Below are 17,295 nucleotides of genomic sequence, written 5' to 3' on the forward strand. Positions count from 1 at the left end.
TTAATGCCAACACATGGTCAGCATAATATTAAGAACACACACTACGATCAGTTTTTGACCAACATTTCTGTTTCTTATACGGATACACAGAACTTTATTGGTGAGCAGGTAGTACCGATTGTCGAGGTCCAGAAACAATCAGACAAGTACATGGTTTTTGATTATCAGGACCACATGGTTGCGGATGACGACATCCGAAGAGCGCCTGGTACAGTCGCTTCTGAAATGCGTACTGGATGGAGCGAGGACGCTTACTACGCAGAAGGATATGCAAAACGTTATGCACTATACGATGAAGAGATCGCAAACGCTGACGAAGACGCCATCTTCAACTTGAAAGAGATGGCTGCAAAACAGGTTAAAGCGAAGTTGCTTCTAAATAAAGAGATTAATACGGCAAATCTGATGACAAATCAAAACAATTTCCATAAGGACCTTAGGGTATCTGTTGGCGAATCCGGAACAGCTGACTTGATTAAATGGTCTGACTATGAAAATTCCGATCCAATGAGGGATGTCTTTAAACTTCGAGAGAAGGTAGAGCGTCTCGGCGGGATGGACATGAATACACTTGTGTTATCAAAACCTGTGTACAACATTCTAAAATTCCATCCGAAGTTGAAATCTACCTTGGCTGGTTTTACATCTCCTGAGATGGTATCTGATGAAGCCATCAAACAGTTACTTGGGGTGGACAACCTAATTGTAGCTAATGCTCGTAGAGCGACAAGCAACCAACGTCGAGTTGGGCAAGGTGGTATGACTAACTACATTTGGGGCAACAATGCCGTTCTTATGTACTTACCGAAGGGAGCAGCACGTGATGTCCCTGCCGCTGCCTACACGTACCAATGGACAAACCCGCAAGCCAATGTTGTAGGTAATCAAAAGACTCGTGAATACTACTCAGAAGATTCTAAAACCCTATGGATTGAGACTGAGGAATGGTACGGTCAAAAGATTACATCCGATCTTGGCGCTATCGTACTACCTGACATCGTTAACCCATTAACGTAATAGAATATGACATTCTTTTGACATGGAAGAGGTGGGCAAAGGGTAGACTCCCTACCCACCTCTTTTTTGATAACGATTGAACAAGGAGGAATAACAAATGGCGACAAAAACAGAAATGATTGAAGAGCTTTATAAAGCGGGGGTAGATACTAAAACAAACCTAAAGAAATTGGAGACTGAGACTTTAGAGGGAATGGTGCAGGAGCTAGAGGCGTCGACAGAGGTTGGTGACGAAACAACTGAAACTAACGAGGTTTCTGAAATCACCGAAGACGCCCCTACGAGCGAAGAAAGTGAAGAATCCGATGACAAGGTTGTAACTGAAACAGTCCATCAGCTGGGTATCTTTACAGAATTTATTTACCATGCAAAAAACGAAAATGTCTCATTGAAGGTTGAAAATTTAGGTAATGGGGATGTTTACGTAAATGCAGGTAAAGTTCAGGTGGGTGACAAGGGCCAACGTCTTCTTAAAGGTGAGGGAAAAGTCTTCAAAGATGTTGCTGTAGTCAATTTAATGGCCGCAAGTCAACCTGAGGTGAAAATTTCCGAATTAGAGTAGGTGGTTTAGATGGCTTTGAACATTGTCATAGATCCCGTGACTGACTTATCCTTCATCGAATCGGTCCGTAGGTTGTTAGGAGGAGTAGATTCTGAGACTTTGTCTGATGAAGATATCTTAGATCCGGCATTCTTCGATTTAGCGGAATTGGAGGTTCTAAGTCTAGTCCCATGTCTGGACCGTACTGATGTACCCAAGGCAGATAAAGAAAAAGCACGAATTGCCATGATCCACTTAATAGCTTCAAAGTTATGCTCTACTGTCAAAGGTCGTGTGGAGTATGAAGTGAAAACAATAGACGTTACCTGGAGACGATCTCCTGTTAAATACGACGATTTACAGGACGATCTTCTTGCTACAGCGGACAGTCTTTTAAATAGTATCGAATGCTACACAGGTACCGGAACCACCAATACGTTTGTGGTTGCTCCTTCAAAAAGGGCGGTGAGAGAACGTTATGAGTAAAGGTTATAAGTCTACAATAATTCGAAAGTACGGAACCGCTGTTCAAGTTCAACGGTATATTGACGGTTCACCTGAAACACTCATGGAGACCAAAGCTCTTTTAGGGAGAGCAGCACGATCAAACTCTAATTTGAAGATGTCTGAGAGCCAAAAAGAAGGAATTTTTCTTCCTGATTTTGATATTGATTCAGGGGACTTCGTCCTTAATAAAAACCACAGAGAAGATTATGTCGTCGTCACTACACACCAAGAGTACGACGGCAACAGAGCTTTATCTATAGTCGCTAACCTCATGAAATGTAATCACAAGATAACATTGAGAGGGAATTCTAAGACTGCTGATGATAGAGGGAACATTAAGACAAGTTTTGGAGAAAAATACACGGGCATACCGTGTTACCTAGAGGATGTGGGGAGTGAATTAAGACAGTTTGACCCTGGACTTAATCCTGAAACCGAACATCGTATATACACGACCGCTTTAAATATAGATTTGACTGATCAAATTACGATTGGTTACAGATCAAAGACCCTCTCACTAAAAGTAGTGTCTTTAGACTACACCTCGTTCCCTAATCTAGTGGTTATTGAAGTTGCAAAGGATATCAGGAAGTGATTGTATGGGTAGGTTTGTAAGTTTCAACCAATCTGATTACATTAGAGCAATAGAAGCGGCCGTAAAGATAGCTTTAGATAAAGTGGAGAAAGAGGTATTTGAATCTATCCTAAGGAATTTTGGAGCACTCACTTTTAGGGAGCTGGATTCGAAATACGTAAGTGCAATGAAAAGTTCTATTAGATTTGCGTCTGTTAAAACCTCGCACTCAATAACCTCTCAATTTAGGGCTGGCTACGAAAGCCAGCCCAATCAGTCTTTTAGATTAGTTTACTACGAATATGGTACTGGCTCCTTAATGAACCCCCCTAAGAGCTACAGCCCAACCGATGATCCAAATTGGAATATCGCTCGTCCTAAGCGAGTGGGCGAGAGAGTGTGGACACGACCTTTCGGAAAGTGGAAGGACGCTGGAGGAAATGAACACTTCTCCAAGACGAAAGGGAAGCCCAAACCTTTATCTGCCATGTCCAGAAGAGGGGAGCCGGTAAAAGCTAGCCACTGGTTTGAACGAGGTTTTTGGACAGGTGCTAAGCATTTGGATGAGTATGTTCTCGAAGCTGTTAAATCTGTGCCGATCTCTTCTTATATTAGTGTTGCAAACATCTACAAAAGGATGTGATTGGATGGCCTTCTTGTACATCTCTGATGTCTATGCTTGTATCCATAAGACATTGAGGGAGGATGAAGTCATTCGGAAATTAATGGGGTTTGATGAATCAACCTCCTCTACAGACATGGCTTTACGAATTCAAAAAAGAAAGAATCCTGTTGAGCTGGTTGACGGTAAATTACCATTAATCACGTTTTACAAACTGCCGGGGCAAAGGGAGTTAACGAATTACTTATCTTACGTTACTGCATTTGACTTCGACATTTACACGAATGATGACGTAGAGTCGGCCATCGAGATAGCAGATCGAATTAACTTTCTCTTTGATGGTAAATACCTACCGTTGTCTAAAGGAAGCAGTTTTAAAGGTCATTTTGTAACCTCGGCGGAGGATGGGACTGACCTTGAAAACACCTACAAGTATTTTACACAAGTAGAATTTACATTCGGAATTGAGGGGTGAGCCAAATTGTCACAGTTTGATAAGTTCTCCGGTAAAAATAAAAAGATGATTATTAAGGGTGCAGGTAAATTCATGGCTAAAATCCCAGGTTGTGATGACTTAATCACATTGGGGCACATGACTAATATGCGATTAGATATTCAGTTAGATATGGTCGATGTTGAAGGTGGGGATACATCCGCTCCAATCGACACACTGCTGCGTAAAAAGGTCATTGATATTACAGCCGAGGACGCTAAATTCGACATGAATATGGTCCGTTTGGTGTTAGGTGCCAAGCTACGAGAAGGTGTGAGTGGCCTGCCTTACGAACTTAAAAACGAAGCTGTTACAGCTACTGACGATGGTGCGGGCAAAATTACAGTTACAGTGTCTAATCCTATCCTGACTAGCTCAGGGGCACCAAAAGTACAAGCGTTCAACCAAACAGCAGGATCTTTTGTATCAGAGAGCGATATTAAATCTTCCGGCTCTACAGTTACGCTGTCTAGTGGCGCTGTAGCAGGTGATGAGGTTGTTGTTTATTACCCGGTATCTGCTTCTTCTATTGATCCTGATGGATTTGTGTGGGTCTTAGAAGAGAAGCATGACGTCAAAGGAAGCAAAGTTCAATTGAAACACCCTTTGTTTGGTGGGGCATTAGGGTCTGCTTCAAGTAAAACTGAGCACGTCTCTATCCGCTTAACCAAGGAGAACAAACTACTAAAGAAAGTAACAGGTAACCCTGGTGAAGGAGAGTACGTCATCGATCCATCGACTGGTGAGGTAACCTTTAACGACTACTTGGATGGTGAGCAAGTATACGTGAACTATAAACGTCCTGAGGTGGTCGACGTAATGGCTATCGGAGCGAAAGATTTTCCTCTCACTGTTTCAGTAGTGCACGATGGTCAATTTGAACAGAAAGATGGTTCTATTCAAGGGTACCAAACTGAGTTGTACGCTTGCCGTGTAAAATCCAACTTTACATTGGACGCTGCCCGACAAACTGCCGCTACTCATTCGGTAACGCTAACAGTAATTGATCCCGAACGTTCTGATGAACGCCTTGGTTCAATGAAACGTTATCAAATCAATGCAGATGGGGACATCTGCTAAAAGTAATCAAAACCCTGCATACGGTGCGGGGTTTTTGCTTTTCTTGAGGGTGTTACGATTTGTACGTACTTCCTTATATTGATCCTGAGAGCATTTGAAACTCCCCTGCTTTCGCTCTTTTGTGATAAATGGGGGATTAATTAATAGGAGGGAATAGATATGGCTGAACATCGTAATATTGCAATTCCTAACAGGACCGGAGAACGACCGGTTGTAAAAAGCCAACAAACAACAGTTGATATACAGAATCAAGAAGGCGACATGCAAGCAACACAAGTTAAAGAAGAGACACCTGCGCCTCTATCCAAAGAAGAATCAGAGATCATCGAAAAGGTATTCTTTGAGGAAGACGAGTCAGTACGACTCAGGGACGGTATCAGTTATAAAATTCCTCCGCTAGGGCTACTTGACGCTAAAAATTTAATGAAGAAACTAAACACTATCGATACAGGTGTAATTATCACTAACTTAATTGCGGATGATGAGGGGAAAGATAGTTATGAGGAGCTTCTTGATGTACTGCTTATGGCTTTTAAACCGTACTACCCCAATATGACTGCCGAGTATCTTGGGAAATATGTTGACATTGTTTCTGCTAAAGAGATTATCGACATCATGATTGGTCTGAATGGGCTAAAAAAGTCGTTATAGACTCTGAGGAGGAAGAAAAAAATTATGATGAACAAGCTCATGTCGATTGGGCGGAAATATTTTTCAATTTAGGTCATTACCTAGGATTCAAAAAGCAAGATGTTTGGGAGCTAACTTTACCTCAGCTGAATTACTACCTTAAAAAGTGTCGTAAGCATATCGAGTTTACTGTGAAAGTCAACTCTATGGCTTTTTCAGGACTGTTTGGAGGAGGTTCTTCAAACTCCACTGAACAGACAGGAACGTATGTAAATGAGGATGGAAAACAAGTTATTGACGGGTACGAAGTAGCTGATGTTGAGGACATGGAATGGTTAGCAAGTATCTTGTAATTACCCCTGCTTTTCTAGCTACTGGAAAGGCAGGTTTTAGTTTATAGACGGGGTGGTGAGGAAAATGAGTGATGAAATGCAAGGAAAAGGAATGGGTATTGGGGCAGATGTTGTCCTTGAGTTCCATAAGTCTATTGCTAATATACAAGCATTTGGTGAACAGATGGAGTTGCTTGACGCTCGTTTCGGAAGACTGGACCAACGTATCGACGCCATGAAAAATTCCCTGTCTGCTCTTTCTACTCAGGCCTCCAAATCTACAGGGAGTAATCTTAGGAAGCAGCTTGAACAAGAACTAAGTAACATCGTGGCCGCTAACGGAGCAGCTTTATCTTCTATAGGTACAGCACCTCTCCGAATTAGGCAAGATACAGTCCGTAACTTGTTTGCGAGAGTGGACGCTGAATTGAATCGGGCAATCCTAAAACAGATTGGGAACATAAATGTAAAAATAGACCCGAACTACAACACTGGGACAATCCCAATCGGAAAAGATGAGTTCGATGAGCTAAATAAAGAGATTGCTAGGTTAGTAAAGATCCAGGTTAAGAACCTAGTCTCGTCACTTCGGAAGAATGGCGGGGAAATGATTAATAAAGATCACTTATCAGGCCTTGAAATGGACGTGTCCAAAGAGACTGTTAAACATATTCTGCTTAGTATAAAGGAACAGCTAAAGCCTTTGTTGCTAAACCCTGATGTAGATATTGATGGGCAGACATTAAAGATCTCACAGCGCGACATCTCACAGATGGTTTCGAAGATAAAGGACAAGGTTAAAGAATCCTTGAATTTTAACTTTGAAGGGGTCGTTAAGAAGGACAACAAGGTAGAGGATGAGATTCTAAGAACAACTAAGAGAATCGACAATGTCGTTGAAAACTACGCTAAATCCATGCGTAGTGGTATCGAAAGAATTGATCCCCGTACAGTAGAAGTCCCGATGAAGACTTTGTCTAAGAGATTGCAACAGTATATCGCTGATGACTTGAAGGTGTCGCCAGCAGAGTTAAATAAAACACTAGGGACAATTGATACAGGATCTGCACGCAGTTATGAGTTGCAGAGACAGTTCGGAAGTTTGGAGAGAACTATAAACAGTAAGATAACATCGGGTACTAGTAAACTGATGACTCAACTAAAGCAATCAGTTCGTGCTGTAGAGATTGAACCAAGCGACAGCATTAAACACTACCTGATCCATGAGATTAATAAGTTGAATAACGACATTGTCAAAAAGATTAGAGAGTCTATTGACAAACAATTCGAGTATATGAGATCAGAGGTAGGTTCCGTTACTGCTGAGCCAAGAGCAATTAACCGGAATGGACGTTTACGCTCTATGTCTAACAGCGGTAGTGGTGGAAATGTTTACAATAACACGGTAATAAACAACAACAGCACTAAGAAGGATTCCGCCCCGACATATTCTGACCCATATGCTCGACGAGACGACCACTTCAATAATTTTGGTTTAGAAGGGGCAGTGACAAACACTGTTCGTCACATAGTAGCAGGTTCGATGGTAGGTGCTCCTATGATGGCGATGTATCAGGCTGTCGAGACATTCCGAACTTCCCAAGAAGAGCAACTTAAAATCATGCAGAACATGTCCCTAAAAGACGCATACACTAACAGTAATGGACAAACAGACTGGGGTTCAGTCGATACGGACCTTAAAGAAATGATGGGCGACGTCAAACAAATGTCTAATTTCTATGCGCTAGACTATGGGAAGATGTCTCAGGTAGCAGCGGTAGCTTCTCGTCTGACAGAGGATAAAGAAGAGGCCAAAATGTTTACTGACCAAGCAGCAAAAATTTACCGATTAGATAATGAGTCTGATTTGGTTGGAACTATTGCACCGGGTTTAGAGGCAATAATGGCGCAGTTTAAGTTATCTGTGTGGGAGCTAAATGATGTCGTGTCCGCTTTCGCGGTGGCTACAAACAAAACTAAGTCTACCTCCGACGAAGTAATGAAAGCAATGACACGTTCAGGATCTGCTTTAAATGCTTCGGGAGTATCCGCAGACCAAGCAGTAGCTTTAAACGCCATCGCCATCCAAAGATCAGGGCAAACAGGTGAAGTAGTTGGTAACATGTTCAAAACACTAGCTTCTCGAGTGACCTTACCGAAAGTTGTAGACGACTTGGAGGGCAAAGGTATTGATGTGTATAAAACCAACGACCTTGGTCTAAAAGAGCGACGAAGTCTGATTGACATACTTAAAGATACTGCCAAGGTTACTAATGGTGGCCGTACAGGTGAAGACGAAATTGCCAAAATTATGCTAGATGAAGGTGGCGGCTACCACTACTCTAAAATCATGTCCTTTTTAGATGACATGAATGCTATGGGTACAGGAGATTTAAATTTCTTCAACATGATGAAACAAATTGAAGATTTTCAAAAGAATCCTGATAAATTGGCGACAATGCTATCGAAAACGATGGACGCTCCTACGGTAAACATGGAACGTGCGGGAATTTCGATGAACAACGCTTTAACGTCCATCCTTGAAGAGATGAGTCCTGAAATTCAAATGTTATCAAAAAATATTACTAACTTAGCTCATGGTTTGGAAGATAATGCTGAAACTATTGCTAAAGTGATAGGTGTTTTAACCAATGCGCTTATTGGCTTCGGTGCCATGTACGGAGTTAAAAAATTAGGCCAGTGGGGAAAATACGATGAGCATAAAACCAATGCAGAGATGAGAAGGAACTATTTTGGCGAAACTGGGTTATCAGGTAGGCAGAAGTACGGAGCAACCCGATTTATGGATGAATACATCTTAGATAAGTCCGACACTGGAAAAAAAGCATCACAGGACATGTCAGATAGAAAATACTTTAATGCTGCCATGAAGAATGACACTTTACGCCCTTACTTCGAAGAGCTGGCAAACATGGACAGGGATAGACAAAGGGAGATTAGGCAGTATGTAAAAGATAATGGAAGGGCCGGTAATATAACAGACCTTTTAAGTATTATGGATGAGTCAAGGGGCTACAGGCAAAATAAGCCCGGAATGACTGTTGATGAAGTACATCGCCGCTCCTCCTTTAATGCGGCCAATCTAATGAATTCCAGGAAGATGGAGGCGATCTTTGATAGAGAATTTGCAACAGAGTTAGTAAATTCTCTGCAAGATCGTAATAAATTCGATAACCTTGGTAGGAAAGATCAAAAAATTGCCGGGAAGCTGGCAGACATGGACGACAGTAAAAGAAAAGACTTCGAATCATTCCTTAGTGAGAATTACACAGGCACAGGAAAAGCTATCAAGGATATGGATGAGCTGAACCAAGCAATGCAGAAGTATGAAGAACGGACTCGGAGAAATGCCTCGGCTACAAGACAGGGGACGGAGTCCTACAGAGATCTTAGTCGAGCAGTGCGTGATGTAGGGAATGAGGCTGAAAGAGCTTCTAGAAATAGAATGGACTCTTTTTTAAACATGCTGGATTCTATTCCGGATAGAGCAAAGGGAGCCGGTGGGGCAATTATGGGCATGGCTCGTAATATCGGAAGCTTCGCCAAGCAGCTTGGTGTTGCTCTGGCTGTCGGAGATGTTATCGGAGAAGTAAGTCAGAATTCTTTACTTACCGATGGACAAAAAGATATCCGTGATTACAGGAACTCGAAGAATGATGCCGCTAAGGAATACGCTTCCTACGAAGAAGGTGGCGGATGGTTGGGGGAATTTACGAGCCTCTCGCAATTCAGTAAAGGTATCATGCTTGACTGGAATCAACTAAAGGATATGTTTCTTGGGAACACTTCTGTAGGTAGGGACGATGTCGAAAATTTCAGGGGTGAATTTGAAGGTTGGATGAAAGAGAAATATGGAACATCTGACTGGAAAAAGGCGGTTAATAAAGCGAACGAAGAGGCGAAAGCTAACGACAAGTATGCTGCCCCTGTCACCCTTGACGATTTGACTAAGAATTACCTTGATGAGTCCGGTTCTAACAATAAACTACAAAAAATGGAAGAAAAAGAGTTCATAAAACAGTACAAAGAGTATGCTATTTCAGAAGCAGAACAGTCCGATCGTAAGAGGAAAGCTGAGGAAGCTCGGAAAGCATGGGAAAATCAAATGTACGATGACGGCCAGCTACAGTGGTTCTCTGTAGATCAGATGAAGACTCGGATTGATGAGAGAGTTCAAGGTGTACAGAGTCAAAATTCCTTAACACAAATGAACGCACTACTGAATGGGATGAAATCAGATTCCGAAGAGTATCTGCAAATTCGACTCGAAGCTATACGAAAAGAGAGAAGAGCGTATCAGGAAGAGATTGACGCACTCAACCAATTTGTCAAAGAGCGGGAGGAAGCTTTACGGGATCTTCAATCAAAAGGAAAAGGGAAAGGTTCTAAGGAATACACTTCCGCAAAAGACGCCTTAGATGAAGCAAAGTCCAAACAGAAGGAAGTAAATAAAGAGTTCGAGCCTAAGATGAAGGAGCTGGCCCTTGACGAGCAACGCACAAAAGTTGAGGGGTATCTGACAATAATGCAGAACAATGTATCTAGATCGTCGGCCCAAAAACAGTTCATGGACACTCTAAATAACATTTCCATGAATACCGATACCCCGCAATTCTATGACGCACAGATAGGGAATAACCAGTCTTTAATAGCTTCGCTTCAATCTGAACTGTCAAATTTAGAGGCTCAGAATATGGCCGACCCTGACAACAAGCTCGGGGACGCTATGCAGAGTTTACGTCAACAAATTGCAAGTGCTCAACTCGAAGTGAAAAATTTGAGGCTACAGAGACTACAGGCTTGGAAGACTCCGTTCAATAACTCAATGGATGACATGGAGATTAAGTACATGCAGGAACGTGTCAATCTTGGGCCTGGCGTGTCGGACGATAGTATTTTATCTCGAGATCTGAGAATTAGGGAACTTCAAGAAAGAAAATCGCTTGTAGACAAGACCCTCGCACAAAGGAGAGCGGATCTGGGTAACTATTCAAAAGGTTCATCTGAATACGAGCAAGTTATGAAAGACATCAGGGATCTGACAAAACAGTCACTTCAAGCTCAACTCGGTATCCACCAAGAGTTGAAGTCCCAAATAGGAGGGACATTTAACCTTCCTGACGGGGTCAGCGCAATGTCTCAATATGATTACATGGCCCGGAAAGGATCTCACTCCAACTTCACCGTGCAATCGGGAGACATGTATGTCAACATAACACTGCCCAACGTCACCGATAAAACTGGCAGCAAGCAGTTATCTGATTTAGGTCAGTCATTGGGCAAAGGTTTGGCTGATGGCCGTTCCCAAGCCCTACGCACACAGTTAAATAGCGGCCCCTTAGGTTACAGAAGTTTTTAATTTACAAGACCCCATCTAATTTTAGGTGGGGTTTTCTTATAATGCTTTGGGGTGATTTTATGGCTCAACAAAAACCTAATAAAACAAATGACGATGTTTTTAAGCGAAAGTTATTTTACGATAACGGAGTTCGTTTCGTTCAAGTTAGAGGGAGACTCACGGGGGAATATAAACCTCCGGTACCAACAATGCTGTCAGGGGTAAACACGAACGTCCAATCCTCCGCAGGATTAGTGGGAAAGGGTACTTCATATTACCAAACTACACTACAGTTTCTTTTTTACAGTAAGGAGGAGTTTGCTGACTGGTTGCAGTTCATAGGCGCAGAGCACAAATACTATGATGAAAAAGGAACAATATATGTCGGAGTAGTAACCGGAGAGCTTGATATAGAATCAGTCGAGTTTGAATCAAAATACCTTGTAACTGTCAGCCTGGCCCTCATTAGAAAACAAGACTTTGAATTTAGACATGAATATCCATATATCGATATAGAAAATCATTGGGCGCAACAGTATATCGATGAAATGCAACAAAGGGGTTTGATTGCTACTTACGCTAGTGACGGTACAGAGGTACAGTTTTTCCAGCCTGAAGTTTGGATAACTAGAGCACAGACAACAGCATTTATGACAAGGACATATAAATACATTGAAAAAATACTAAGGGGGTACTGATGTGACAAAGAAGTGGTTAGATGTCCGCCCTAAAGATTGGTTTTACAGATCTGTTTTGGAAGCTGACAAAATTTTCTTGGACTCTAAAAGAGAAGAAACCTTATTTACCCCTAAGTTGTACAACAAGTTTGTCACAGGTAAATCTAGAAAGGTGTATAACTTTACTACGACAGGAGGGCAGACGAAGTTCCATATAAAAGGGTATAAGCCTGATTCAAGAGAGACTGTCGTTGTATATGTAGACGGTGTTCCATATAACCCCACTAAACTGGAGAAGGATTATGTCCATGTGGGATTCCCTATGGAAGGTAACAAACAGGTAAGTATTTGCCTTTCAGGGGTTGTGCAAATGCACCAAGGAGACCACACACCGAAAAACTGTCAAACTTATCCACTGACTAACACTTGTTCATTAGCTTACCCGAGCAAAAAACTTGAAATGTCCAAAAAATATGTTTTTGATTTGCGGTATTCACTTAATGAAGTAGCAGTCTGCATGAGTAAGAAGTTAACAAGAGTCAATGTCGATAAGGCGGAGGGAGAATCAATTCAAGCGGCCCTTGTTAGATCAATAGGGAATAAAGATGATTGTTTCACAATCATAGATGGGATACTTTACGTTTCATATAATCTTAATCAATTTCCGATCTATGTTAACTACAACTATAAATCGGGAGCTGTTGTGAAAAATAGACAAAAAGAAAAGGTGGTCCCGTCTTCAAAATGTGTGATGAATAACGATAGATTCTTCCCAAACATTACTGTTTCAAGGGCGGAATTCTTTGTCATTTTACAACGAATGAGAAAGAGTCTGTATGGGAAATACACAGATCGCGGTTATCATCCAAATAGTGTCGACAAGACAGAAAGACACGTATCTGACAGGAAAAAAATTATCGGTAAATGGTACTCGGAAGATGTTTTAAACATATTGGATGAGAAATTCAACGATGGGTGTTACGTTTTTCCGTTATACGAGGATAACTCATTCCAGCCCGAAGTCTGTGTGACTAAAGCGGAAGCTGTTGTCTACCTTCATAGATTTTCTGAGTGGGCCTTAGAAAGATTCAGATAGGGGGATTTTAAGTGACAAACGTTTTTGATAAAGACACTCCTGCTAAGCAATTACTGCATGATGTTATGAGGAGAGTTAATGCTCTAGGTCATGAACCAAGAGTTGTTATCGAATTAGATAAAGTATCGTACGTACCCGGTATGCGAAGTAAGTTCGAAGTATGGGATAGAATACGATCCGCCTCCCTTGAAAAAGTACAGTCGAATGCAGAGATGACATCCCCCTTAACGGAAGAACCTACAACAGTAACCTCAGGGGGAGAATCAGGAGACCGCTTCGAGTACATAAAATGTGCTTTTAATAGGTGGGTGAAAGCATACAGATTACCGAACCAAGCTTATTATTTCTTTCTAGCTGTAGCTAAGCATGAGACTGCATTCGGGACACTAGGGCAAGGTAAGCCTGAAAAAGGTAGTTTCATTGTCGGCTACGGTTGTCCTGGTGCCTGTGACTACACATACTCTGGTATCGATACTCAAGCAAAATTCGCTGCCAAAAGATATGCCGACGCAATGGGAAGTAGGTTTTCTAAAATAAACTCCAGTAATAATATGACGGCAAGCGATATCGATTATTTCCACGAGGGGGGAGATAAAGGGTACGGAAAATGGGTGTGGTCTGCTGACGGAGCTAACTGGAAAATCAGAGTTAAGCAGTATTACGATACAATCAGAAGCCAGGCATTACAGGGGTCAAGTAAATGGGGCTGTAAAGAAGCAGGTTCGATAGGCTCTGCTAGTAGTTCTTCTATAAGCGCCAATACAATTAAGAAAGAATGCCCAACATGCGGAGAAGACGAAGTGTATTCTATTGAAAATGAAGGTGTACAAATTTACAATTCTACGTCCGACTCATCCAAACCAGTATTCCCTATTGAGGGTATGAGTTTCTCCGGAGACGCGAAGCTTTCATCACCACACGGCCTACGCGGAGGGAGAATGCACAAAGGCATTGATATCACCAGTAAAAGCAGTGGGTCAGCCGGTGTTGATGGCCGATGGGTAGTTGCTGCATGGGACGGCACTGTCCAAAGAGCATATAAAAGTACCACTTATGGGAATGTTGTAATGATGAAGCACCCTAACGGATATGGGACAGTCTATGCGCACATGAAGGACGGGTCCCTGCAAGTACGCTCCGGTCAAAAAATCAAGGCGGGGACGCGAATCGGAAAAGTGGGTAATACTGGGGGTTCTTTTGGTTCTCACTTACATTTTGAAGTTTGGAAGAACCAGTGGGTCTATGGGGGTAACGGACACCTTGACGGATACCCTATTTTGACCGGTGCTCAAAAAATTGCCGCAGGTGGTTCGGGGGGAATTGAAAAGGAGATTGTCCATAACATTAAATTTAATAAATGTTTTGATAAGAACGCCGACCTTAGCAGTAACTGGATTGGTAAAGAAAATATAAAACACTTTACCTCGCTCACAACAGGAGAAAGGTATATCGGCTTTAGCGGCAACGTGAAAAAGGGGCAAGTTAAAGATTTCGGGTATAAACATAATTTCTCTGCTGATGGGTACTATGAGTTCGCTTACTTTGCAAACTTAAAGGATGAGGATTCAGTAACAGTGACATACGACGGGCTGGTTGTTAAACGGTACACCAAATCTAACAACACTGCTAAACCAACTTACGAGTCACCCATATATGGTAAGTATTCAGTGAGTGACCAGAAAGGTGTTAATTCCCATATCCTTGATTTCACTATAGATAATGTAAGCGGCGAAGCAGAGTTCGGCATCAAGTGCTTTAAAGTGGTCGAGGTTGAAAATGCGTATGTAAAAGAGAGCATTGTTGCACGTAAGCGTGACGTGTGGTTAGATACGGGAGCATTTGCATACGAAACCACTTTTGCTATAGAGAACGACATAACTGAATGGGAAGTAAACACTCATTTTGATAGCAGGGTGGGGACCGCAAAGTTTACGCTTGACAATAAATTGGGTACGTACTCTCCGACCTACACTAGAACAACAGTATTTCCCGAAAACAGAAAGCCTTCTGATATGTCATATTACGAGCAAGGGGCTGTAAGGCATGTCCTTAGTGAAGCAACTCCTGTACGGATATATGCGGGGTACGGTGAAAACTTAGTCAGGGTCTTTACGGGCCGGATTAAAGGTGAAATAGAGGAAGACTCTGAGGCAAGTACGGTTTCAATAAATTGTGTAGATATGTACGATGAGTTGGAGGAGCATGTTTTTGATAGAATTTTAACATTCCCTAGACGAGAGGAAATCCACGGAGATGAAAAGGACCCAGCGGTCATGTGGGTAAAATCTGCAATTGTACACAATATCGTTAACGAATCCGGACTCATTGGGTGGAGAGTAGTAGAGGACGACTTAGAGTATCCTGACGCAGTCATAGAAGAAACTTATTATATTGACATTGACCGTGGTGGCAAGACTGCCGTTGTTTGGGACTCTAAAAAGAGAGAATATGTCAAGAAAAAGATCTCTACTGTCAAAGACGCATATGGCTATAAAAATCCATACGTACAGGCGATAGACTTTACTGAAGGGACGAGAGCTTCCGACGCTATCCAAGAGCTGATTGGCGATTTAATGTACCGTGCGTATTGCGACAGGTACGGCACATTTCGTTTGGAGAACATAAGGAATTTAACAGCAGCTGACGCAAAATGGGAATTCACTGATAGCGATAATCTCCACTCCCTGACCTCTTCCGTTGACCACTCTCGTGTCCGAAATCACCTTATGATCGTAGGGAGTGGAGGGCAGATTGAACATTTTGTTGACCACGATTTGTTAATCTCCACTAAAGGTAAAATGAGGACTGCGAAGGTGGTCTCAGAGTGGGTAGATGAAAGTTACGGATCTACCGCTAGGGGCATGAAAGAAGATATTGCTGAAAAATTGTTTTTTGACATGAAGAGGCAGGCTAGGACCTACAACGCTGTAGTAAAAGGTAACCCAATGATCGAAGTGTTAGATGGAGCCTACATGTATGATGCAACGACCTCGACCGCCGGTTACTACATCGTTAAAGGAAATAGGCTTGTCGGAAATAAGGAAGGCATGGTTAACTTCTTAGAAATGACTTGGCAAGATACGGATTCATATTATAAGGATAAGCCGATTTATAACATCCCTCCTGAAACTTCGCCTGAGGACGTAGAAGGTGAAAACAAAGTTGCTTGCGGCCAAACTGTAAAATCAGGGAGTGGTTCTTCCTCGTTCACACACAAAGTGACGAAAGCCGGCTACGTTTACGTTTCGTGGGAGATGTACGAAGCAAAGGATAGGATAGCTATTTACACAGGCAGCAAGAAAAGGTTTTCACTTGATAAACCGGTTAGCCACGGAGACGGTGGGCCGATTGGGTTTTATTACAGACCATCGGATGGGGAAATTAAAGTAAAGATCAACGAAGGAGGGGTCAGTTATGGGACCGGGTGGAAATACACTTTGTACTGTCCTGGAACTGCACCTAAAAGTGTCACCAGTAAAGCAAGGGTAGTTTAATTAGGTACTGTCTAGCCAGGTATTCCTACGTTCTGTTAGGAATACCTTTGTTTTTTCTTATAATGCTTGGAGAAAGTTGGTGAGTAGATGGCTCAAAGTAACTACATGAATGTAAACGATGTGTACCCGATTCTTGACTTAATAAATCGAAAGTTAAATCAAGGTAAAGGGATATCCCATCAATTTGAAAGCCCTCTGTTGAAAGGAGAGGTGGATGGGGATATTTCAGATTCAGCAACCTTAAATGCTTATGAATGGCAAGTAGAAACATTTCAGGTTGAACGGGATACTACAAACATTATTGACCCTAGGGTTATAAAAAAAGTGTTCATAGTATACCGAAATGGGGCAATTGATACCATTTCTTTAGTTCGTGGGCTAGATCCGCCTGTACCTGAAACAGTCCCTGATCATGAATACATCAACCATTTAATGATTGTTCAAGTGGATATAGCTACGCAATTCCTTGAAAGGACTCAGGGCATAACTGCCAACATTGTAAGAGAAGGCGGCTACAGGGATTTTAAAAAAGTCGACCTGACATATTACGAAGATAACCAGTGGATCGAATTAGACGTAGAACAGGACGATACTGAAACATTTGATGATCCTAACGAGTTTTATGACGGTGGAGGATCTGACCAAGGTTATGACACAGAAGTTGATGAGGCTGAGGATTATGCGGATACAGAATATCTCCCTGAAGACGACATTGAACCCCCTGAAGACGGTTGGGCTGACGGATTCGATCCTTCCGAACCCGAGGACATACCTTTAGATATCGAGATTGAAATGACTGAGGATTTTGCTGGTTCGGAGTACGAAGAAGACCTGTATGGAGAATTCGATGAAGAAGAAAGTGAGGTGTAACCA

The 17,295-nt window shown here is 42.1% G+C and carries 13 protein-coding genes; all 13 read left to right on the plus strand.

Annotated elements, in window-relative coordinates; genetic code table 11:
• The first annotated feature begins 3 nt into the window (after positions 1-3).
• The 13 genes from BXO87_RS01995 (at position 4) to BXO87_RS02060 (ending at position 17,292) form a co-directional block, all read left to right on the plus strand.
• Positions 4-1,017: a hypothetical protein gene (locus BXO87_RS01995; RefSeq protein WP_076851130.1), complete on the plus strand. Its 1,014-nt coding sequence runs from the start codon at positions 4-6 to the stop codon at positions 1,015-1,017.
• A gap of 97 nt (positions 1,018-1,114) precedes the next feature.
• Positions 1,115-1,579 (plus strand): hypothetical protein, encoded by a 465-nt coding sequence (locus BXO87_RS02000; protein WP_076851131.1) that lies wholly within the window; start codon positions 1,115-1,117, stop codon positions 1,577-1,579.
• A 9-nt stretch (positions 1,580-1,588) separates the two neighbouring features.
• Positions 1,589-2,044: a hypothetical protein gene (locus BXO87_RS02005; RefSeq protein ID WP_076851132.1), complete on the plus strand. Its 456-nt coding sequence runs from the start codon at positions 1,589-1,591 to the stop codon at positions 2,042-2,044.
• Positions 2,037-2,660 (plus strand): hypothetical protein, encoded by a 624-nt coding sequence (locus BXO87_RS02010; RefSeq protein ID WP_076851133.1) that lies wholly within the window; start codon positions 2,037-2,039, stop codon positions 2,658-2,660. Before BXO87_RS02005 ends, BXO87_RS02010 begins: the two co-directional genes overlap by 8 nt.
• A 4-nt stretch (positions 2,661-2,664) precedes the next feature.
• The gene (locus tag BXO87_RS02015) at positions 2,665-3,282 is read left to right on the plus strand and encodes a hypothetical protein (RefSeq protein WP_076851134.1); all 618 of its coding nucleotides are present in this window, start codon (positions 2,665-2,667) and stop codon (positions 3,280-3,282) included.
• Between the two features lie 4 nt (positions 3,283-3,286).
• On the plus strand, positions 3,287-3,736 hold the full coding sequence (locus BXO87_RS02020; protein WP_076851135.1) for a hypothetical protein: 450 nt from the start codon (positions 3,287-3,289) through the stop codon (positions 3,734-3,736).
• Positions 3,737-3,742: 6 nt separating this feature from the next.
• Positions 3,743-4,834 (plus strand): hypothetical protein, encoded by a 1,092-nt coding sequence (locus BXO87_RS02025; protein ID WP_084191225.1) that lies wholly within the window; start codon positions 3,743-3,745, stop codon positions 4,832-4,834.
• Positions 4,835-5,095: 261 nt separating this feature from the next.
• The gene (locus BXO87_RS02030) at positions 5,096-5,485 is read left to right on the plus strand and encodes a DNA polymerase III subunit gamma/tau (protein WP_390874560.1); all 390 of its coding nucleotides are present in this window, start codon (positions 5,096-5,098) and stop codon (positions 5,483-5,485) included.
• Positions 5,486-5,881: 396 nt separating this feature from the next.
• A complete protein-coding gene (locus BXO87_RS02040; protein WP_239692958.1) occupies positions 5,882-11,176 on the plus strand; it encodes a phage tail tape measure protein in 5,295 nt (1,764 codons plus the stop codon).
• A 59-nt stretch (positions 11,177-11,235) separates the two neighbouring features.
• The gene (locus BXO87_RS02045; protein ID WP_076851252.1) at positions 11,236-11,853 is read left to right on the plus strand and encodes an S-layer homology domain-containing protein; all 618 of its coding nucleotides are present in this window, start codon (positions 11,236-11,238) and stop codon (positions 11,851-11,853) included.
• Between the two features lies 1 nt (position 11,854).
• Positions 11,855-12,928, plus strand: a complete 1,074-nt coding sequence (locus BXO87_RS02050; RefSeq protein ID WP_076851137.1) for a hypothetical protein — start codon at positions 11,855-11,857, stop codon at positions 12,926-12,928.
• Positions 12,929-12,939: 11 nt separating this feature from the next.
• Positions 12,940-16,422 carry a M23 family metallopeptidase gene (locus BXO87_RS02055; protein ID WP_076851138.1) on the plus strand — a complete coding sequence of 1,161 codons (3,483 nt, stop codon included), beginning with the start codon at positions 12,940-12,942 and terminating at the stop codon, positions 16,420-16,422.
• A gap of 87 nt (positions 16,423-16,509) precedes the next feature.
• Complete coding sequence (locus tag BXO87_RS02060; RefSeq protein ID WP_076851139.1) at positions 16,510-17,292, plus strand: hypothetical protein; 783 nt, start codon at positions 16,510-16,512, stop codon at positions 17,290-17,292.
• The last annotated feature ends 3 nt before the right edge of the window (positions 17,293-17,295 follow it).

The organism is Bacillus sp. GZB, from assembly GCF_001975995.1.
Taxonomy (GTDB): Bacteria; Bacillota; Bacilli; order Bacillales; family Bacillaceae; genus Bacillus; species Bacillus velezensis.

Bases quoted from the DNA above. Each gene is read 5' to 3' on its own strand.
- BXO87_RS01995 (WP_076851130.1), top strand. From the start codon at position 4: ATGCCAACACATGGTCAGCATAATATTAAGAACACACACTACGATCAG.
- BXO87_RS02000 (WP_076851131.1), top strand. From the start codon at position 1,115: ATGGCGACAAAAACAGAAATGATTGAAGAGCTTTATAAAGCGGGGGTA.
- BXO87_RS02005 (WP_076851132.1), top strand. From the start codon at position 1,589: ATGGCTTTGAACATTGTCATAGATCCCGTGACTGACTTATCCTTCATC.
- BXO87_RS02010 (WP_076851133.1), top strand. From the start codon at position 2,037: ATGAGTAAAGGTTATAAGTCTACAATAATTCGAAAGTACGGAACCGCT.
- BXO87_RS02015 (WP_076851134.1), top strand. From the start codon at position 2,665: ATGGGTAGGTTTGTAAGTTTCAACCAATCTGATTACATTAGAGCAATA.
- BXO87_RS02020 (WP_076851135.1), top strand. From the start codon at position 3,287: ATGGCCTTCTTGTACATCTCTGATGTCTATGCTTGTATCCATAAGACA.
- BXO87_RS02030 (WP_390874560.1), top strand. From the start codon at position 5,096: ATGCAAGCAACACAAGTTAAAGAAGAGACACCTGCGCCTCTATCCAAA.
- BXO87_RS02040 (WP_239692958.1), top strand. From the start codon at position 5,882: ATGAGTGATGAAATGCAAGGAAAAGGAATGGGTATTGGGGCAGATGTT.
- BXO87_RS02045 (WP_076851252.1), top strand. From the start codon at position 11,236: ATGGCTCAACAAAAACCTAATAAAACAAATGACGATGTTTTTAAGCGA.
- BXO87_RS02060 (WP_076851139.1), top strand. From the start codon at position 16,510: ATGGCTCAAAGTAACTACATGAATGTAAACGATGTGTACCCGATTCTT.